Consider the following 18,540-nt stretch of genomic DNA (forward strand, 5'->3'; position numbering starts at 1 on the left):
GGCTGGTTGATATCATTTTCTAGGTTTAGGCAGGGTAATTGAAGCCCTTAATCCTCCCAACGGGCTTCGGCTTAGTATCAATTCACCGCGATAGCTATGAGCCAACTCGCTGACAATGTTTAATCCGAGACCTGTGCCAGGTGTTGTCTCATCAAGCCTAACGCCTCGCTTTACAGCATTCTGGTAGGCATCATCGTCAATACCGGGCCCATCATCCTCTATTACCAGTAAAACATTCTCAGTTGTTTGTTCCGGTTGGTGGACACGTATTAAGCTATTTGCCCATTTGTAGCTGTTCTCTATTACATTCCCTAAGATTTCATCGAGATCCCGCTTTTCAATCGCCACCAACAAATCACTGTCTAATTCGTTCACAAGCACAACACCACGGTCAGCATAGACTTTGTCCATCGCCATGGATATCGCATCAACTCGAGTGGAGGGAGCCGTTTTGGCTGACAAGATATTGCTCGTACCAGCCATTCTCGCTCGTCCTAAGTGATAGTCAATATGCTGTTGAAGTTGTTGCAAAGAGGGCTGTAGCCGCGATTGTTCCTGTTCATTGAGGTGGGCGATTTCATTATTGAGTACGGCAATCGGCGTCTTGAGAGCGTGCGATAGGTTACCGGCATGGTTACGTGCCCGGTCAAGGAGCTCCTGATAGTGGAACAGCAGGGCATTGAGGTCGTCAACAACAGGGCGGATTTCGGCGGGATAGACCCCGCTAAGTTCTGATGTTTGCCCTTCACGTACATCTTTTAAATTTTGTTGTAAGTGGCGTAGCGGCCAGAGTGACCAGCTAACCTGTAGCCAGATTAAAAAGAGGATACCACCAGCCATAATCAGTAATATTAACCACAGACCGTTGGTAAGTTGGGTCAGCGTTTTCAGTAACCGCTCTTGGTTGATCGCCACAGTGAGCGTGACAGGATCATCAAGTTCGGGCAATAGGATATTCCGGTTGAGTACCAGTAGCGATTGCTTATCTGGGCCGACATATCCTGACTCTCTATTGCCTGAAATTCGAGTATCCCATAAAGAACGAGAACGCAGCTCTTTGTTATCAATATTAACACTCCAATATAACCCGCTATATGGCTGCTGGAATCGTGGGTTGGATAATGTGTTGGGAGGAAGTAAATTGCCATTATTGTCTACATCAATTTGGGCCGTTAGTTCATCCAGGTAGATATATAGTTGATGTTTCTCCTGGTCGACCAAATAGGTCTTGATGAATGATGGCATCAAATAACCCGCCGCAAGGGTTATAGCCAATAGCCAAACAGCCGCGGCAATGAGTAAGCGGCTGCGAAGGCTGGGTAGAGGTGTTTGTGGGGCTCTAATCGGCATTGATACGATATCCAAGCCCTCTGACCGTTTTTATCACATCACCGCCGATTTTTCGGCGAATGCGACCAATGAACACTTCTATGGTGTTAGAGTCGCGGTCAAAATCTTGCTTATATATGTGTTCAACAAGCTCTGTGCGTGAAATGACTTTATCGGCATTGTGCATCATGTAGGAAAGCACTTTAAATTCGAGAGCGGTAAGGTCGATACTCTCACTGTTGTGCATGACTTTAGAGGTACGGGTATCGAGACTTAGCCCTCCAATTTGAATGATCGGCGAGGCATTACCAGTTGAGCGGCGTACTTGTGCTCGCAAACGGGCAACAAGCTCAATCATCTGGAATGGCTTTGTTAGGTAGTCGTCAGCGCCAGCATTGAGGCCGTCAACACGCTGTGTGAGTTCATTACGAGCACTAAGGATAATTACCGGACAAGTGACGTTTTCATCTCGGATACCTCTTAGCACGGTCAGGCCATCCAATTTGGGTAAGCCCAAATCGAGGATAATTCCGTCCCAAGGTTCTGAAGTGGCACGGTACAAGGCATCAATACCATCAGAGGCGAGTTCGGCTACCCAACCACTTTGCTCTAAACCTTCAACAATCTGTTCACCCAAGGCCTGTTCATCTTCAACGACAAGTATTTTCATTGGTCTACCTTGATTATGTTTTCAAGACCCCTGCCTTTTATTTCAAGAATTGTCAGGGTTTGAGCGTCATATTCCACCCTGACAATATTATTGTTGGGGCCGATAAGTTTTAACTCATAGATCCAAATGTCGTCATCTTCTTCCAACTCGACGCGAATAATGCGGCCATGGAGTTGTTCGTTTACCTTAGATTGTAAAGATGAGAACGGCTGTACCAGTCCTTGTTGAACAGCTCGCATGACATCGTCATGGTCTTCATCAATCTCCAATTCAACGCTTGCCAGTGCAGAAGAGGTTAAAAAGAGCAGCGACAGGATGTATTTGTTTTTTCTATTCATACATTAAATTGTAAACGATTGTACGTGAACCGAAAATGAATATATCCAGTCACTTGAATTTATAGCTAATTGATTTTACACCATATCAAGAGTTATCAGCAGAATGATAAGTGCTAGGTGAATAACGGACGATGTAAATTGTTTAATAAACATAAATTCCCCTTAAGGGTTTTAGTGCATATGTCGTTGATTATATTGGTATGAAAATGATTTTTTTGGCGATAGATCATGAATTTTATTCGTGCCACACATTATAATCCCCCCCATTTTGTTTCGAGATAAAGGGAAGTTATGCAGTTATCCTTAAAAGCAAAGCTGTTGTTATCGAGTTTTGTTGCCGTTTCTATTACCGCTATAGTCCTTGGCGGTTTTTCCTACCTGTCAATGAAAAATCAAGCGTGGCAGTCTATTGAAAGCGCAAGCCGAAATACATCTGTTGCGGTGACCAAGGGTATTGGTGACTGGCTTGAAAGTAAGCAAGCAGCAGTAAATGCCGTGGTTAAAACCATGGCAACAAATGATGCGCCTGATATTGTTGAGCACCTTAAGCAGATGCATGTATCGGGTGATTTCGGTCTGAGCTTTTACGGTAACCAGCAAGGGGACATGCACCGTCAGGATCCATCGTTAAACCGCGCCGGTTATGATCCTCGTGAAAGAGGGTGGTACCAAGAAGCTGCTGCCGCGAGGATGCCGGTTGTAACAGCACCGTACATGAGCCACACCATGCAAACATTGGTGGTGACTTTAGCCGAGCCGGTGATGCAAAGTGGGCAGCTACTGGGCGTTGCTGGAGCAGATCTAGCTCTTGGCGATCTGATGCGTGATGTACTGAATATTCCGGTGCTGGGTGACGGTTATGCTATGTTGCTGGATATGGAAAATCAGGTCGTTGTTGCTCACCCGAATTCGGATATGCAGCTGAAGCCGATTTCAGAGTTGGGTTTAAATGTACATTCTCTTCGCAACGAGATGAATGGCAGCGGCTTTTTTCTGAGTGACTTTGACGGGCGTGAGCGAGCGGTTGCTATTCACGATGTGCCAAATTCTGGTTGGGCGCTAGTGATGGTGATGGATAAGTCGGTACTTGAAGCGCCGATTCGGGATATGCTATTTGATGAGTTGCTTATCGGGCTTGTGATCCTTGTCGTGGTTTGCGGTTTGAGCAGCTTGTTATTGACAAAGCAACTGAGTGAATTGAAAAAAGTATCTGCAGCCTTAGCTGATATTGCCCATGGTGAAGGAGACTTAACCGCTCGTATTCCCGTCAACAGCCAGGATGAAGTTGGTCAGTTAGCCGAAAATTTCAACCAGTTTGTGTCACATCAACATGTAATGGCGACTAAGCTGCGTGATATTGCCATCGAGCTAAATCGCAATGCTGCCGACTCTGCTACGGCTTCAACTCAGCGCAGCCACAGTATTCGCCAGCAGCAAGATGAAATTACCATGGTAGCAACCGCTGTGACCGAAATGGCGAGTGCGACGCAGGAAATCGCCGGTAATGCTGAGAACACAGCGAAGACGGCAGAGCAGGCGGTATCGTTGGCCGGTGATGGTCATCGCCAAGTCGGCCAAAGTCAGCAATCAATTGGCAACCTAGCCAGTGAAGTCACCAATGCCGCAGCCATTATTGAAGATCTTAATGAGCATGCCTTGAAAATTAGTTCCATTCTTTCAACTATCCGAGAGATTGCCGAGCAAACTAATTTATTGGCACTCAATGCGGCCATTGAAGCAGCGCGTGCAGGAGAGCAAGGCCGTGGCTTTGCGGTCGTTGCCGATGAAGTAAGGGTGCTTTCTCAGCGTACACATACTTCGACAGAAGAAATTCAAAATATGATCGAGACACTTCAGTCGACGACTCATAATGCAGTGACTGTGATGAATGATAGCCACCAGCTAGCTGATACCAGCGTTCAAGATGTCGATGCTGCGGGTGAGAGTATCAATAGTATCGCGAGCGAGATACATGTGATCAGTGATATGGCGACTCAGATAGCGTCGGCGGCCGAGGAACAGTCGAGTGTAACGGCGGAAATTAGTCGTAATACCGAAGGTGTTCAGGAAGTGGCAAACCAAATGGCTCAAGAAGCTATGGAAGCGGCCCGTCAAGCGGGCTCTTTGAAGGAACTAGCCGGACAACTCGAGACGGAAGTACAGCGCTATAAGCTATGATTTAAGCTCTGAAATATAGGCGAAAATAAAAGCCCTCGCAAATGCGAGGGCTTGTTGTATAAGGGGGGAGAGGACTGAGTTATTCTTCCCACTGCACTAATTGATCTTTTGGCCAGTTAGCACCGACATCATGGTATTTCTTCTCAAGCAGGTGACGCTTTATCTTAAGTGTTGGCGTCAAGATATTGTTTTCTACACTCCAAGGGTCTTTAATCATCAGCACACCTCTGATCTTGGCATGAGATTCTAGCTCTTGGTTGATGGTATCAATAACACGCTGGGCTGTGCGGGCATAGCGTTCACGGTCGAAGTTAGGGAAGTCATGCGGAACGGCTAGCAAAATTGGTGCTGGCATACCAGAACCAATCACACACATCATTTCAATATTGGCAATTTCAAAGATACGTTTTTCAATAGGGACTGGTGACACAAACTTCCCTTTGGCCGTTTTGAAGGTGTCGTTCTTGCGGCCTTGAATCGTTAAGTAACCTTCTTCATCCATGAAACCAATATCACCGGTATGGAGCCAACCATCTTCGTCGAACATCTCTTTGGTCGCATCTTCATTTTTGTAGTAACCAGAAAACAACCCCATGCCGCGTACCAAGATTTCTTCATCGGCTGAAACTTTGATTTCAACCCCTGGGCCAGAGTTACCGACTGTACCAATTTTGTCACTGCGGAATGGGTGGTTAAGGGTACTGTAGGCAAAGCTTTCGGTCATCCCCCAAGCTTCGGTAATGTTCAAACCAATATTCTCGTACCAGCGAAGTAGGGCTGGTGAGACAGGGGCAGAGCCGCACCCGAGTACTCGTGCTTTATTTAGACCAAGGCCATCGGCAAGTTTGCGCTTGATGACACCAGAAATGAATGGAATTTTCAGTAATAAGTTGAGCTTACCTTGCGGAAGTTTTTCCAAGATTCGTTGTTGGAAAAGAGTCCATAGTCGAGGAACCGAAATAAACAACGTTGGACGATGCATTTTTACATCGTCGATAAACGTATCCAGAGACTCAGGAAAAGCAACTTGCATTCCAGACATCACTGAAGAGCCAAAGATATAGACTCGCTCGGTAATGTGCGCTAGAGGTAGGTAGGAGAACAGACGTTCACCTTCTTGCATTCCAATATGATCCACAAGACGTTGCGCAGACCATGCAAATGAACCATAGCTTAGCATCGCACCTTTAGGGAGACCGGATGTACCAGAGGTATAGACAATCGACATCAAATCATCTTGCTGGTGGTTTGGACGTTCCTGTGATGGCTCATATTGGGAAAGTAAGGTATTAAAGTCGTGATCGCATTTTGGTGCAGACGGATAATCAAAAGCAATAGAAAGAATATCTGGGTATTTTTCCATTACAGCAAGTGCTGCTTTGCTGTCGTCCAACTTACCGATGAGGACAGCTTTCGATTCACTGTGTGTTAAGCAGTGTTCAATAGTTTCAAAACCCGCCGTTGGGAAAACAGGGACACTGATATAGCTACCCAGCATTAGCGCGAGGTCGGTGATGAACCATTCGGCACAGTTCTTTGACATCAACGCTATACGATCACCAGGCTTGAAACCTTGGGCACGAAGGGCGCTGACAAGCCTGAGCGCTTTGTCAGCTACCTCTGCATAGGTGAAATCGACAAATTGTCGGTTGATGATCTGGCGAAGGTACACATCATCTGCGCGTTCTTCTGCCCATTTTAGAATCATTTCAGTTGGCAGTGGTTGAGTCATCAGAGTATCCCTTAAGCGATCCGATTGCAGAGGTAGAGTCATACTTCGATCCTTCCGTGTTATTGTTTTGTTAAATTAATGCTATTTTCACTGTTTGGTCAAGCAGTTATTTACTATCTTCAGATTATTTAAAAGCGTCTTACTCGCATAAAACAATAAAAAATAATTAGTTTTCAAAGATTAAAATAGAACAAAATTCAAACAGGTGTACAATTTTTTTAATGTTGCTGGCCTATTCATAAATTCCTGTTTCTATTACAATAGTGCCAATTTCGTGGAGTGAATAAAGATGTTCATGATGATAAATCAGTTACGGCTAGTTCAAAGCACTGCAAGAATTGAGCTTTAAGTATAAATAAGCCATATATGGAGCTTAGCGTGGTGGTTTCACCCGTCAGTTGGTTACTGTAAGTGAACACTGAATTAAATTTTCATTTCATGACATTTTTTGACTTGAAACTGACGGTTAAACGGTAATATTATCAATTAACGGAATGACATCCTGTATTGTGCGACTCGTTATTAGTATGACAAAGTGGCATCAATCGGATTTCAACACATTTGCTTATATGGTTACGTAACCCGTTTGGGAATTAGGCGGGTCTTTGGGTGATCAAATAGAATCATAGAGTCAAAGTATTATGCCGAAGCGTAGTAAAGAAGATACTGAAATTACCATCCAAACGATTATGGATGCCGTAGTGGATCAAATTTTGACGTTGGGATACGACAAGATGTCGTATACCACCTTGAGCAAGCAGACAGGGATCTCTCGTACGGGTATTAGTCATCACTTCCCCAAGAAGCACGATTTCGCTACTGCTCTGGATGGTCGTATTTTCCGGATATTTGTTGAAAAACTTGCTCTCGATAATGGCCTGGCTGGGTTTACGAGTAGTTGGGTTGCGGCATTGGATGATGAGGAGTTTAAGGCTACGTTACGTTTGTTATTTCATCATATCGCCTCCTCAGAAACGACTAGCGAGTTTGCCAAGCGCGGTATTGATAGACTTTATACTCTATGCCTTGAGCGTTTTGGCGAAGAAAGCCAGAAAGAGCTTGAATGGTTGCTGGGTAAGTCCCTAATTAGCCTGGTTCGCTAATTAAGCTCAGGATTGAAACAGCTTCTTCGGAAGCTGTTTTTCGTTATAAAAGAGACTATTTTTAAAGAGGCGGGAAGTGCCTCATATGCTCAGTTTGAAAAGAGAAGGTTGAGATGTTGAAATATATCGTACTGGCTTTAGTTGGTTTTGGAATTTACATCGGTGTGACCTACAAAGATCAAATTGAAGATCTTACCGATTCTCGCTCATTTGAAGATGTGCAGGATGTTTTTGAAGATGTGTCTAGTAAAGCATCGGATACCGCTAGTGACCTAAGCGATAAGTTCGAAGAGCTAAAAAAATAACAACTCTTAAGCTTCCTTTGACATAAAAAATACCAGCGTAAAAACTGGTCTTCTGGTTGCACTTCGAGCCATTTAGCAAAATCGGCGTAACCATCGCCCGATGAGTAGTCACTATCTAGGTTCATTTACGCTGCATTATTGTAGTGGCTAATCTGATTGTGTATAAAGCCCCCTAAAAGAGGGCTCCTAGTTATATCTTACATTGAGGCTTTGGTGTATTGAAATTCGGCAGCTTGGCGATTTCTGCGCGTAAGTCATCGATCCGGGTTGAGTGGGAAGGGTGGGTCGATAGCAGCTCAGGAGGCTGGCTACCACCAGATGCTTCCGCCATATTCTTCCATAGGTTGATGCTCTCAAAAGGATCAAACCCCGCTTCTGCCATCATCCTCAAGCCAATAATATCCGACTCTGATTCTTGCGCACGGCCATAAGGCATTAACACGCCATATTGGACGCCAAGCCCCAAGCCCGCCATGGCCGCATCGTGGTAATCTGCTCCCCCGATGGCTGCACTGGAAATTTGCATCCCCATGTTAGCGAGCTGGGAGCGGGAAAGCCTTTCGTTACTGTGCTGGGCAAGCACATGGCCAATTTCGTGACCGATCACTGTAGCTAACTGATCTTGATTTGTTGCCACCTTAAGTAGTCCTGTATAGACGCCGATCTTACCTCCAGGTAGAGCAAAGGCATTGACCTGATCACTGTCAAAGACGACGACCTCCCATTGCCCTGTTGTTTGAGGGCCTCCTAAACGGGTCGTCAGTGCATCCGTAACACATTGAACATACTGATTGGTTTTTGTATCGGTGTAGATCTTTTCTTGCTCTTTTAAGGCGTCAAAAGACTGTGCCCCTAACTGGGACATATCCTGTTCAGAATACAGCAATACCTGCTGCCTACCCGTCGGCGAGCTGCTGCAAGCTGTTAATGCTAGAGCAGCGGTGATTAAGCCTGCAATAGCAAGAGGTTGAAAGCGATTCATCCAAGACTCCTTTCATTTTTATATAAACCGCAATAGCGGAATTATACAGTTGCTGTATCATTCTCTCCAAATAAGATTGTTCGGATAACGTGATGAGTATTTGGAAAAAATCCTTCACTCTTGATAGTTTAAATGAGACATCGGTAAATACGCTAGTTGAGCATCTCGGTATTGAGTACTCGACATTTGATGACAACAGCTTGTCTGCGGTGATGCCCGTTGAACCAAGGACCCATCAGCCGTTGGGGATGCTACACGGTGGTGCTTCTGTCGTATTGGCAGAAACCTTGGGGTCGTTGGCCGCTAATATGTGTGTTGATGAAGGAAAATATTGTGTCGGTCTTGATATCAATGCCAACCACTTGCGTGCAATGAGAAGTGGCCATGTTATTGGTAAAGCTTCGCCAGTACATCTGGGGGCGACAACCCAAGTATGGCAAATAGATATTACAGATCCTCGGGGCCGTATGGTGTGTACCAGCCGCCTAACAATTGCAGTTATGAAACATAAAAAAACGGTGGAATAATGACAATTGTTTTCTCGGCAGGGCGGATCATTGCCAACCAACATGAAGTTGTCGTTCGATTAGACGGCACTGCACGCGTATCATTACAGGCTGCTGCCGATGACATTACTCTTCTTGGTAACGGAGCGAATGTGATCACGGCTATGGGGTCGGGGGTTAATTGGTCCTTCCGACTCGATTCCGCACAGCAACTTGAAGAGTTAGCTGATGTACTTGGCATTGCCATTCAATAATATGATCGCTCTGGTCGTAATACTGCAAGCCAGAGCGTTGCTATCGCCCATCAATTCTTGCCAAATCAAACCGTTTACAGCTACTTTGGTAAACCTTCTGTTGTTTTCTTTCAGTCAAAAGCACTATTTGTGAGAGCTTGAACTCATTATTGACCATGGTGAATCCAAAACGACTTCTAACAGGTTATGGTATTACAAGGTGAAGCTAAAATTATCCATATAAAATCATTGCTTTAACCGAGTAAAGTTAACGAGTGAAAAGGAAGTCAGATTGAATAGATTGCAACTAAAAAGGATTGCAGAGCTTAGCTTTAAAACAATGTTTCGTGAAACTCCCCAAGTGTTTGAAATACAAGAAACATTTTATGGTTGTGTTGTTTTCTTGGCATCAGGCAATAGTAAGGTTGTTGTTAAGTTTTCGCACGAAATAGGGCGGTTAAGAAAAGAAATTGAAGGTCTGGAACGTTTGCGTCAAGCATTACCATGCCCAGTTCCTGAAGTATTATTTTTTGGCCGGGAAGAAGGCTACGATTTTATTATGCTTGAGTGGTTAGAAGGGATTTCAGCACATCAAATTCCCAATGAAAAGGATGCGGTCCAGCGTTTTGCAGAGAGCTACCTTGAGTTACTACATACGTTACACAGTATCTCGGAACCCAATGGCTTCGAATTGGAGAGTGGAAGGTTTGATCCAAGCTTAAGCAAGGCTTTCTCTCACTGGATGGAGCCTGTTTATCGCTATGTTGCCAGTGCTGCTTCTCCTTTCACGCCAGTGCAAAAGCAAAAGTATCACTCTTTATGGCAGATGAGAGACAATATTTTATCTGAAGCGTTACCGGAATCTTCGCTGATCCATGATGATTGCCACGTTGGTAATATTCTGGTTGATCCAAAGTCATTTGAAGTTACTGCTATCCTGGACCCGTGCGATGTTGGTTTTAAACACCGTGAAATGGATCTCTTCCATTTATTGGATGTGAGGCCAGAAATGCAGCTTGCTGAGCGCTATAAGCAAGAGATGCCATTAGCACCGGGTTTTGAGTTGCGGCGTTGGTATTTTAGTTTGTGGGACGATGCTAAGCATAGTCGGAATATAGGGTGGTATGATGAGGCTTGGATTCAAAACAAGCTGTCTCAGTTCGATCAAACATTAAGTGTTGAGTATGGCTATGTTTTATAATGTGATCTTGGGTAACGCTTGACGCTGATATTTTGATGATGCCATTAGTTGAGCGTACTATGGTATATATAACTAAATAAAAAAATGTTTGATCATATTACGAACCTTGATGTTGTAGGGATGAGATTAATGAGAAGAGTGGTTACATATGTTGCGCTATTGTTGCTTGCAGGTTGTGCTCAGCAATCTGGGCGGCAGACAGAAACAACCCCTGAACCGGATATTGGGGGAGGGGGCATCGAGCAGCCTGTCACCCCACCGGTTGTCGATACAGGGACGCCTGTTACTCCAGAACCTATACCTGAGCCGGAAGTTAAACCGTTACCTGAACCGGAAGTGAAACCAGAACCTAAGCCTCAACCGGTGGTGACCAAAACTGACGATGGCAAGTTGATTTTAGGTAATGAAGAATGGTTGTGGATAGCCCAAGCTCAGCAGCATATTCGGGCCAAGGTTGATGATGGAAAAACGCTTTCATCTATTGGCGTGAGTAATTTACAGGCTTTTGAGCGCGATGGTAAAGACTGGGTGAAATTCAATGCTGGTGGCAAAGACGTTGAGTTACCGGTCGAGCGTTGGCTCAAATCGAAAAAAAGTGAAAACCCACAGGCGGTTGTTAAGCTTAGAGCAAAACTAGGTGAGCTCAATGAGTTGACCGAATTTGCTCTTGGCGCAGGGCAAGGAATCGTATTGGGTATGAATTTTATTCGGGATGTTGCTGTGGTAGATAGCAACAGGAAGTTTGTTCAACCTAAAGCAAAATAGACATTCTAGCCAAGCCATTTAGCCATACAGATAAACGGCTGTTGTCACTACATGTAGGTGACAACAGCCGTTTTGGATGCATTGTATTAAGCTTTTAGTCTACAGCTGTTTCTACCGTGACCTCATAACTGGTGAACTTTCGAATGTTGATCACACCGGTATCGAAAATCAGATACTGGCCTTTAATCCCCATTAGCGTACCTTCCACAACAGGTTCTTTATCAAAGTTGTGCGACGTGATTTTTTTCGGGTGTACATTAACTGGATAGTGGATAGTAACGATATCCTCTTCGAGTTTCTCGACAGCGCCTTCCCCGTATAACTCAAGCAACTCGTTAATACGTTGTTCTATCTCAGGCAGCAGGCGCTGTGCTTCGTCTTGAAGAGGCATATCAACATTATCGCCTTTTAACATGGCACGCCAATTCGTTTTATCAGCCACTAATTCAGCTAGTGCGATTTCTGCCAATCCGGAAATTTGGCGTGTTTTTACTTTCAGAATTGACAATGCCTGGGTAGCACCTTGGTCAATCCAGCGGGTTGGTAATTGGGTATGGCGGGTAATACCCACCTTTAGTCCTGATGTATTAGAAAGGTATACATAATGAGGAACCATGCAGTTGGCCTCACCCCATTCTGGTTCACGGCAGGTACCTTTTGCATAGTGGCAGTTTTCCGGTTTCATGATGCACATGTCACAGCGGGCTAGCTTTTTCATACATGGAAAGCAGTGGCCTTGCGAATAGCTTTTTTTGGTTTTTTTACCACAGGCATCACAATAAATATTACCCGTGTGAGTCAGCTTAAGATGTTTCCCAATTAGTGGGTTTAGAGGTAGTAACTCATCGCCAACGGGAAGTTGATATTCAACGACGTCACCGAGTTGAGATTTCATTTTACTGAGTGTTCCTAGCATGACTTTGCTCTTTGTTATGTTTTCGGCCATGATAACATTTGTTAGTTACAAGTGCTTGTTTGAGTATTGCTAGGTGAAGCTATGGCTAATGTACAAAGAATGTCGCCAGGGGTAATCCAGCCAGATGTTGTTTCGTTATCTGATTGTGAGCGTAAACAAATATGGGAAACAATAAATGATGCTTTCGCTGAATATGAAGCGTTTGTTGGCAAACCCTATGTTAGATTTGACTCATATGAGCAATTTATTCAGAGCCTGACAGATCTGGGTAACCATTATCTTTTTATTAAAAATGAAGATGAATACCTTGCAGGCGCTTGTTACCGGGAACCGACAGAGCAGTCTGAAACGCTGTATTTTGGAACGCTTTGGGTCTCAATTAAATACCGTAATATGGGGCTAGCTTCACAATTGATCCATATCTTGGAACAAGAGGCAAAACGCCGAAAATTGAGAGGGCTCAGTATCCAATTGTATAGAATGCCACAGCTAATTGAGTTTTATCAAAAACACCATGATTTTGTATTTGCAATAGATGAGACCAGAGGAGAAATGGTCAAATACTTTGATTGTAAATCTTTGTAATATTTACAATCAAAGTATTTACATGTTTTTATCCCTCTGTATCATTTCCATATGACACTAAGCACATTACCTTACGGTGGGGTTAATGACCAGTGTTACCAAAAACGGAATAATAACAAAGGGAAAGAAAGTCATGAAAAAAGTAATGATCGCTGGGTGTATAATGTTTGCTGCCGGTGTTTCAGCGTCGCCGTTTGAGAAGCCTGAAGATGCAATAGAATATCGTCAAGCCGCGTTTACAATGATCGCAACTAATTTTGGTGATTTGGCAGAAATGGTAAAAGGCCGCAAAGATTGGGATCAGCAAACATTCAGCCAGCGTGCTCAATTTATTTCACAGCTGACTTATATGCCTGAAGAAGCCTTCAAAGTAACCGGTACTGATAAAGGCGAGACAAAAGCGAAGCCTGAAATTTGGTCAGACTGGGAAGGTTTCAGTGCTAAGTTAGATAAGTTTCAAGGTGACATGGCTAACTTGGCTAAAGTATCGCTGGAGGGTGACGAGCGTTCAACCAAACGTGCATTTGGAGAGGCGGCTAAGAACTGTAAGTCTTGCCATAGTGACTATAAATATCGTTAGCTTTTAAAGTACTCGAAAAGCTAAAAATGCCAGACGTTAGCCTGGCATTTTTGATTAAAATAGATATGCTACAACGTCTTGCGCGAGGGTAAAATAGACGATAGTGCCAATAATAAGGAATATCACCCAAGCTAAAATACCACTGACCACTTTCGGGAGGGTATCGCCGTCCAGAACTTTCTTTCCGGTCAACATTGGGGTAATGAGGTTGTCTTTACGCAAAAAGTAGAGAGTGATCGCCGCTAAATGTATACAGATAGCTCCGAGGATCACATTGAAGTTTAGGGCATGAATATCAGTCAGGAAGCTGCTGGTTTCACCACTGACCAGATGGGCAAAAGGCCCTTCTGAAATAATATCATCGTTGGCAAATAAGCCGGTAGAAAGCTGAGTAACAAGCAGAAGCATGAAAGCTACAACCATATAAGCACCTGCTGGGTTATGGCCTGGTGATGATGTGCTTTTATCATTGTGGTTGCCACGCACTGTAGCGATTAAATATTGAATCGCTATTTTAGGAGAGCGGATGAAGTGGCGGAACTGCGCCGTTTCACTACCAATTACCCCCCAAATCAATCGAGTGGTTAACAGAGTCAGTAATAAGTACGCTAGGCTAAAGTGCCAGTCCATTAGGCCTTCTGTGCCGGTGTACCATAAACCGCCAATAGTGAAAGCTTGTAACCAGTGATAACCGCGGATATAACTATCCCACACAGCATACTGCTGGGGTTGGGTCATGGCAGGCTCCTTCCTTGTCGTGATTTAAATTTACCTATTTTACCCGGTTTATACATACTCGCTACATTGTGTGTTGTTTATTTTCATTTATTTATACCAGCCTACATAAATACTTGATCAATTTCTTACCCAGATTGCTATAACGCGATTTAAGTATCGATTTTAGATTACCGGTTCTCTATCCGGTTATAGTCAAGCAGCCCTGCTTCAATCGGAAACATTTGCTGGTTTATCTCATTTAATTTATCACTGAACGACCAAAAGTCTGGGGCGGTCCGGCGAACGCCATATTTGTCAAGGAAAGCGCGATAGTCTTCTTCTGTTTGAATCGTACTAATTTGATTTGCCGCTGATGCTAAATCCGCTTCTTTCACATGCCAGAATGCTCGAGGGTAGCTTCCTAGCAGACCTCGAACCAAAGTGACATTATCTTGCGCATGGAGCCGGTTAGATTCCTCATCGAACAGGCTGGATATATTTTTATGGGCGCTATTACGGATCAGGGTAAATAACTCTGTTTGTTGCTCCGGTTGAGTGGGCTCGACCATGATAAAAGTAATTTCTGGTAGCAAGCTAGCTTGCTTTCCACTAATACGGTTTAATTTATAGAGAGCCAATGAGCCATTTTGGTTTAATTTGGATTGAGTGAAATCGTATCGGTCGGGCAAAACAACGTTTAGCTTCTTCTGCAGCATACCTAAAAGCTCATTTTTAGGGTGTGATGTGTGGTATTTGATACCTGTCGGCTGATCAAATTCATTGATATTCCCTTGAAGGTATTCTGTCAGGTGTTTATTAGCCCCTTGATACCAATAAGCGAGTTGCTGGTGACGTACATCTGTTGGCAGTAAAGAGAGGAAATTCGATTCGCCTTCCATACGTAAAAAGTCCATGTACATACGTGTGACAAGTTGGTGGCCAAAATTACCATAAACATCAAAGCCAGCGACTAACAGGTAGTGGATACGTTCCAAGAGTGAATAATCAATAACCCAAACCGTTTTCGGTTGACTGCCAACCAGGCCTTTAGTGACCGTCGCACTGTCAAAGTGGCGAAAGACTGTGAGACTGGCATTATCGTTGTAGTTGTCACCATCCCAAATTAATTCAGTGGTTAGGTGCTCGCCATTTTTAAAAGCAGTATTAAGAAACGCATTCTTTGCTTTAAGGAAGCGCCCTTGTTGTTTGGAATAAGAAATCCAATTGGCCACCGGTAGGGTGTTACTTTCATTTTCCGCTGGTAACCTTAGATTCCCTGCCTGTGATTCATAAAACTCATCGACAGAAGGTGTATTGGCCATGGCAGGGTCGACAAAGAATACCCAAAAGTGATCGTTGATGACATTAAGTGCAAGTTGCCCGCGGCAAACCGGCCCCTTAATGAAGCCCATTATGGTGTTTTGGGCATTGTCGATCATAAAGCGGTAGCGGCTATCAACCGGTATCTGTTTAAATGAGATCAGAGGGTTGGCTGCGACATCCGGATGATAGCTTGGTAGTGATGCTACCTCATACTTCGGCTGGATAAACAATGTATTGAAGCGAGCCAATTTGGCGCTGCTAAGCGCGTAAGGCATATGGGTTTTATCGACAATAGTTTCCCTAACGGGTTGGAAGCGATAGTAGACACGATCAACGCCGGGGTCATCATAAGGACGTCGAGTAGCAATAAGGTCAATTGGTTTCCCTGGTGCAGTTCGAGAGCGGACTAGATTGAAAAAAATTGGTTGCGAATCATCAGAAAAATAGAGATGAGAAACAAACAGGTGCTCATAGATATAGCGACTGGTTAGTTGCTGTTTCAGGCTGCTTCCATTTAGAAAAGCTTCCCAGTCAGCGACCTTTTTCAAGGTCTTCGCGTTTGGCGGCGGTGCGGTTGCCATAAAGGCACCATTGGCGAGCCAGTTCATCAGTACCTGATTTTCTTTGTCGCTTATTTGCGGTAGACCATAGGGCATCCCCCACTCAGGGTAGTTTTGCTCATAGCTGGTCATTTCTTCGATGGTAGGGCACTGCTGATCGCGGTCCAGTGAAAAGTCCCATTCATCTGGATTAAGCACTTCTTGCCCCGGAAGAGGATGTGACTGTTTAAGCTTAAGCATGCGCGCCATGACACCGGCCTGGGTATTGGCTTCTTCAGTCTGGACTCGCTCGTTCAATACGGGGGCGAAGCCTTTGTCACGCCATTCTCTGGTTGACTGGGCATCAATAAACATACGCGTGGTATTGGCCGCGAGCAGGCGAGTACCCTGATAGACTTTCTCCTTGCTGGCACCACGATCGATGCCTTCGGATGATGACATCTTTAACTGACAAGGCGCATCATAACAAGCATGACAAACAACACATCGGTTTTCGATGATTGGTTTGACGGTATCAATATAGTGGTTTGCGATGGGTGACGATGCTGCGGCAATTCTTTCCTGAGGCTGAGGTTTGCCAAACAGTTGATCTAAGTTTAGCCCTGCATAGACGGCGCAACCGGAGAAGAAAAATAGCAGGAAAAAATAACATGCTCGCTTAAAGTGTTTGTTTTTAAATATCATATTATTCTATCTTATTATTTACGCAGGCAATTTGCAGTGCGCTTATCGCTAATGTTTAAGTTAAGTCTATCAAAATACTGGCAGAACGTGGAAAAGCTATACTGGCATCTTACCACTCACCGTTAATTAGGCTAACTAAAGTGCTAGGTAGCGAGATTCGTTTCATTTATTTCGTTATTGGCGTGCTCTGTTTCAGTTATAGTTGTACCTTAATACCTATCCCTACGTTGGAATGATACTGCGCTCAAACAGGGTGCCTTATCTTATGTCGAAAATATCACAAATAAAGAAAATGAACATTGGTTTTTTAAGTTAGCTTGTATACCCAAGTTACTTGAGTATACAAGCTTCTGTATGTCGATTTTTGAGCGGCGAACTCATTGTCTCGCCGCTTGTCGTTTGTAGTTAAAGGTTTTGGCATCTTTTTCACTATTATGGACCCAAAAAATACCCACCTGATCATTTAAAATCAAATCAAGATGAGCCTGATGATAAATTAGATAGTTATAGCTAACTTTTTTACGGAGAAAGTGCTCTTTGAGTTTATGCTCAGATGCGAGTGCCGTCGACAAGCGTTCAGTGAGGGATTCACTTGCTTGGTATGCCCAATGATACATCATCGGCTTGAGCTCTATGGTAGAAATAAACGGTGACTCATTCTCTATCACGGTTAATGTCGCTGAGCTGATAGACAACGCGTGGTGATAGCCGGTTTTTTCTTCAGAAATAAAGTTTAGGTAGGAAAAATTAAATGTGTTTACTTCATCTCTGGTGATGTAGTGATATATCACTTTTGAGTCGATACCTGAACTGTCAATATAGTTCATGTAGACTTGCGATGTCGGTTTACGGGCAAGATCTGTTTGAATTACTGGGTAAGGCCGGGAAAGAGGTAATTCCTTAAACATTTCACGGGAGAATATTTTCCAATCATCTTTGCTGATCTGATATGAAAAATCAGTTTGGGGCAAACAGAGTTTGTTTTCGTCAATGCGACACCATGCAAGGGAATAGGAGTCAGGGCCTTTATAGGCGTAAAACTTTATGTTGTTCAAGTCCGGAGCGTTCTCTAGTTGGAGATAATCTTGATGCATTTCATTAAGTTTCGTTTGCAGCTCAACAACACCTTCTTCACTGGTTGATACCAATGTTACAGTGCCATTTTGCAACATGGTAGTACGGATGATGTACTGGGTTTTATCCGGGTATTTGTATCCTGTTTGCCATAGGTAACCCCCAACCATCAATAAAATAGCGCAAAGTAAACCGATTGAGAGGTAGGGGAGAAAAGGGGCTGTCTTCTTTATGACCGTTGAAGTCGATAAGTCCGAATACTTTTCGGTGCTGACTTGGGTAATTTGATAACCAACACGGGGCAGGGTTTCGATGATCTCGCCTTTAGTCTTTTCCTGGAGTTTTACGCGCAGGCTACGGATAGCTTGAAATAGCGATGCTTCAGATACAACACGATCAGGCCAGCCAGCCTTGAGCAAATCGTCTTTCGTCACCGGATGGGTCGCATGCTCAATAAGATAGAGCAAGATGTGTTGTTCAGAGAGGTTGAGTTTTTGACTGGTACTATTAGATTTTATTACTCCTAACGCAGGAATGAAATTAAGCCCATTGGTAAATTTGAACTGCTTTTGACCAGGCATTCGTACCTCAGAAACCATCTCTTATAGGGTATTGTAGTGGTTGATTGGCGTTTAAGGTTACTCGGGGGACGCCTGATTAATTCAAGGCATTTATTTTATCATGAAAAAAAACAAATGGTACGGGAATGCTACCAATCTGGATAAGTCGTTGATCAAATATTTATGTCGGTTGGTATGA

18 protein-coding genes are annotated in these 18,540 nt (G+C 43.9%); 9 read left to right on the forward strand and 9 right to left on the reverse strand.

Features of this window, described 5'->3' with window-relative positions; translation table 11 throughout:
* Positions 1 to 12: 12 nt before the first annotated feature.
* From NHN17_RS13830 to NHN17_RS13840, 3 genes are read right to left on the reverse strand one after another with little or no spacing between them, the layout of a single operon-like run.
* Positions 13 to 1,350 carry an ATP-binding protein gene (locus NHN17_RS13830; protein ID WP_255043154.1) on the reverse strand — a complete coding sequence of 446 codons (1,338 nt, stop codon included), beginning with the start codon at positions 1,348 to 1,350 and terminating at the stop codon, positions 13 to 15.
* Positions 1,340 to 1,999, reverse strand: a complete 660-nt coding sequence (locus NHN17_RS13835; protein ID WP_255043155.1) for a response regulator transcription factor — start codon at positions 1,997 to 1,999, stop codon at positions 1,340 to 1,342. Before NHN17_RS13835 ends, NHN17_RS13830 begins: the two co-directional genes overlap by 11 nt.
* Complete coding sequence (locus tag NHN17_RS13840) at positions 1,996 to 2,337, reverse strand: PepSY domain-containing protein (protein WP_255043156.1); 342 nt, start codon at positions 2,335 to 2,337, stop codon at positions 1,996 to 1,998. The genes NHN17_RS13835 and NHN17_RS13840 overlap by 4 nt, the downstream gene beginning before the upstream one ends.
* Positions 2,338 to 2,628: 291 nt before the next feature.
* Here NHN17_RS13840 and NHN17_RS13845 point away from each other — a divergent pair, with 291 nt between their 5' ends.
* Positions 2,629 to 4,515, forward strand: coding sequence for a methyl-accepting chemotaxis protein (locus NHN17_RS13845; protein ID WP_255043157.1), 1,887 nt, complete (start codon positions 2,629 to 2,631; stop codon positions 4,513 to 4,515).
* A gap of 79 nt (positions 4,516 to 4,594) precedes the next feature.
* Here NHN17_RS13845 and NHN17_RS13850 read toward each other — a convergent pair whose 3' ends face one another.
* The gene (locus NHN17_RS13850; RefSeq protein WP_255043193.1) at positions 4,595 to 6,223 is read right to left on the reverse strand and encodes an AMP-binding protein; all 1,629 of its coding nucleotides are present in this window, start codon (positions 6,221 to 6,223) and stop codon (positions 4,595 to 4,597) included.
* Between the two features lie 665 nt (positions 6,224 to 6,888).
* Here NHN17_RS13850 and NHN17_RS13855 point away from each other — a divergent pair.
* A complete protein-coding gene (locus NHN17_RS13855; RefSeq protein ID WP_255043158.1) occupies positions 6,889 to 7,350 on the forward strand; it encodes a TetR/AcrR family transcriptional regulator in 462 nt (153 codons plus the stop codon).
* Positions 7,351 to 7,463: 113 nt separating this feature from the next.
* Positions 7,464 to 7,655, forward strand: coding sequence for a YtxH domain-containing protein (locus NHN17_RS13860; RefSeq protein ID WP_255043159.1), 192 nt, complete (start codon positions 7,464 to 7,466; stop codon positions 7,653 to 7,655).
* 190 nt (positions 7,656 to 7,845) lie between these two features.
* Here the strand turns inward: NHN17_RS13860 and NHN17_RS13865 are convergent, their stop codons facing one another.
* Positions 7,846 to 8,637: a M48 family metallopeptidase gene (locus NHN17_RS13865; protein WP_255043160.1), complete on the reverse strand. Its 792-nt coding sequence runs from the start codon at positions 8,635 to 8,637 to the stop codon at positions 7,846 to 7,848.
* 92 nt (positions 8,638 to 8,729) lie between these two features.
* Between NHN17_RS13865 and NHN17_RS13870 the strand changes: the two genes are divergently transcribed.
* From NHN17_RS13870 to NHN17_RS13885, 4 genes are all read left to right on the forward strand, one after another.
* Positions 8,730 to 9,164, forward strand: coding sequence for a hotdog fold thioesterase (locus NHN17_RS13870; RefSeq protein ID WP_255043161.1), 435 nt, complete (start codon positions 8,730 to 8,732; stop codon positions 9,162 to 9,164).
* Positions 9,164 to 9,397 carry a DUF3389 family protein gene (locus NHN17_RS13875; RefSeq protein ID WP_255043162.1) on the forward strand — a complete coding sequence of 78 codons (234 nt, stop codon included), beginning with the start codon at positions 9,164 to 9,166 and terminating at the stop codon, positions 9,395 to 9,397. The genes NHN17_RS13870 and NHN17_RS13875 overlap by 1 nt, the downstream gene beginning before the upstream one ends.
* Positions 9,398 to 9,668: 271 nt before the next feature.
* Positions 9,669 to 10,577 (forward strand): phosphotransferase, encoded by a 909-nt coding sequence (locus NHN17_RS13880; RefSeq protein WP_255043163.1) that lies wholly within the window; start codon positions 9,669 to 9,671, stop codon positions 10,575 to 10,577.
* Between the two features lie 129 nt (positions 10,578 to 10,706).
* The gene (locus NHN17_RS13885) at positions 10,707 to 11,342 is read left to right on the forward strand and encodes a putative ATP-dependent zinc protease (protein WP_255043164.1); all 636 of its coding nucleotides are present in this window, start codon (positions 10,707 to 10,709) and stop codon (positions 11,340 to 11,342) included.
* A gap of 94 nt (positions 11,343 to 11,436) precedes the next feature.
* Here NHN17_RS13885 and NHN17_RS13890 read toward each other — a convergent pair whose 3' ends face one another.
* Positions 11,437 to 12,258 (reverse strand): DUF2797 domain-containing protein, encoded by an 822-nt coding sequence (locus NHN17_RS13890; protein WP_255043165.1) that lies wholly within the window; start codon positions 12,256 to 12,258, stop codon positions 11,437 to 11,439.
* An 81-nt stretch (positions 12,259 to 12,339) separates the two neighbouring features.
* Between NHN17_RS13890 and NHN17_RS13895 the strand changes: the two genes are divergently transcribed.
* Both NHN17_RS13895 and NHN17_RS13900 read left to right on the forward strand, forming a co-directional pair.
* Positions 12,340 to 12,843 carry a GNAT family N-acetyltransferase gene (locus tag NHN17_RS13895; protein ID WP_255043167.1) on the forward strand — a complete coding sequence of 168 codons (504 nt, stop codon included), beginning with the start codon at positions 12,340 to 12,342 and terminating at the stop codon, positions 12,841 to 12,843.
* A 133-nt stretch (positions 12,844 to 12,976) separates the two neighbouring features.
* Positions 12,977 to 13,423 (forward strand): c-type cytochrome, encoded by a 447-nt coding sequence (locus tag NHN17_RS13900; RefSeq protein WP_255043168.1) that lies wholly within the window; start codon positions 12,977 to 12,979, stop codon positions 13,421 to 13,423.
* 54 nt (positions 13,424 to 13,477) lie between these two features.
* Here the strand turns inward: NHN17_RS13900 and NHN17_RS13905 are convergent, their stop codons facing one another.
* The 3 genes from NHN17_RS13905 to NHN17_RS13915 all read right to left on the reverse strand — a co-directional run bounded on the left by NHN17_RS13905 (position 13,478) and on the right by NHN17_RS13915 (position 18,362).
* A complete protein-coding gene (locus NHN17_RS13905) occupies positions 13,478 to 14,161 on the reverse strand; it encodes a cytochrome b/b6 domain-containing protein (protein WP_255043170.1) in 684 nt (227 codons plus the stop codon).
* Between the two features lie 167 nt (positions 14,162 to 14,328).
* On the reverse strand, positions 14,329 to 16,707 hold the full coding sequence (locus tag NHN17_RS13910) for a fatty acid cis/trans isomerase (protein WP_255043171.1): 2,379 nt from the start codon (positions 16,705 to 16,707) through the stop codon (positions 14,329 to 14,331).
* 377 nt (positions 16,708 to 17,084) lie between these two features.
* The gene (locus tag NHN17_RS13915) at positions 17,085 to 18,362 is read right to left on the reverse strand and encodes a winged helix-turn-helix domain-containing protein (protein ID WP_255043172.1); all 1,278 of its coding nucleotides are present in this window, start codon (positions 18,360 to 18,362) and stop codon (positions 17,085 to 17,087) included.
* Between the last annotated feature and the right edge of the window lie 178 nt (positions 18,363 to 18,540).

It is taken from the genome of Photobacterium pectinilyticum (assembly GCF_024357955.1).
Taxonomy (GTDB): domain Bacteria; phylum Pseudomonadota; class Gammaproteobacteria; order Enterobacterales; family Vibrionaceae; genus Photobacterium; species Photobacterium pectinilyticum.

What these genes read in the sequence shown, in the direction of transcription:
- NHN17_RS13910 (WP_255043171.1), bottom strand. Translation starts at nt 16,707, where the DNA reads ATGATATTTAAAAACAAACACTTTAAGCGAGCATGTTATTTTTTCCTG.
- NHN17_RS13840 (WP_255043156.1), bottom strand. Translation starts at nt 2,337, where the DNA reads ATGAATAGAAAAAACAAATACATCCTGTCGCTGCTCTTTTTAACCTCT.
- NHN17_RS13845 (WP_255043157.1), top strand. Translation starts at nt 2,629, where the DNA reads ATGCAGTTATCCTTAAAAGCAAAGCTGTTGTTATCGAGTTTTGTTGCC.
- NHN17_RS13865 (WP_255043160.1), bottom strand. Translation starts at nt 8,637, where the DNA reads ATGAATCGCTTTCAACCTCTTGCTATTGCAGGCTTAATCACCGCTGCT.
- NHN17_RS13900 (WP_255043168.1), top strand. Translation starts at nt 12,977, where the DNA reads ATGAAAAAAGTAATGATCGCTGGGTGTATAATGTTTGCTGCCGGTGTT.
- NHN17_RS13890 (WP_255043165.1), bottom strand. Translation starts at nt 12,258, where the DNA reads ATGCTAGGAACACTCAGTAAAATGAAATCTCAACTCGGTGACGTCGTT.
- NHN17_RS13860 (WP_255043159.1), top strand. Translation starts at nt 7,464, where the DNA reads ATGTTGAAATATATCGTACTGGCTTTAGTTGGTTTTGGAATTTACATC.
- NHN17_RS13885 (WP_255043164.1), top strand. Translation starts at nt 10,707, where the DNA reads ATGAGAAGAGTGGTTACATATGTTGCGCTATTGTTGCTTGCAGGTTGT.
- NHN17_RS13830 (WP_255043154.1), bottom strand. Translation starts at nt 1,350, where the DNA reads ATGCCGATTAGAGCCCCACAAACACCTCTACCCAGCCTTCGCAGCCGC.
- NHN17_RS13875 (WP_255043162.1), top strand. Translation starts at nt 9,164, where the DNA reads ATGACAATTGTTTTCTCGGCAGGGCGGATCATTGCCAACCAACATGAA.
- NHN17_RS13895 (WP_255043167.1), top strand. Translation starts at nt 12,340, where the DNA reads ATGGCTAATGTACAAAGAATGTCGCCAGGGGTAATCCAGCCAGATGTT.
- NHN17_RS13850 (WP_255043193.1), bottom strand. Translation starts at nt 6,223, where the DNA reads ATGATTCTAAAATGGGCAGAAGAACGCGCAGATGATGTGTACCTTCGC.
- NHN17_RS13855 (WP_255043158.1), top strand. Translation starts at nt 6,889, where the DNA reads ATGCCGAAGCGTAGTAAAGAAGATACTGAAATTACCATCCAAACGATT.
- NHN17_RS13905 (WP_255043170.1), bottom strand. Translation starts at nt 14,161, where the DNA reads ATGACCCAACCCCAGCAGTATGCTGTGTGGGATAGTTATATCCGCGGT.
- NHN17_RS13915 (WP_255043172.1), bottom strand. Translation starts at nt 18,362, where the DNA reads ATGCCTGGTCAAAAGCAGTTCAAATTTACCAATGGGCTTAATTTCATT.
- NHN17_RS13870 (WP_255043161.1), top strand. Translation starts at nt 8,730, where the DNA reads ATGAGTATTTGGAAAAAATCCTTCACTCTTGATAGTTTAAATGAGACA.
- NHN17_RS13835 (WP_255043155.1), bottom strand. Translation starts at nt 1,999, where the DNA reads ATGAAAATACTTGTCGTTGAAGATGAACAGGCCTTGGGTGAACAGATT.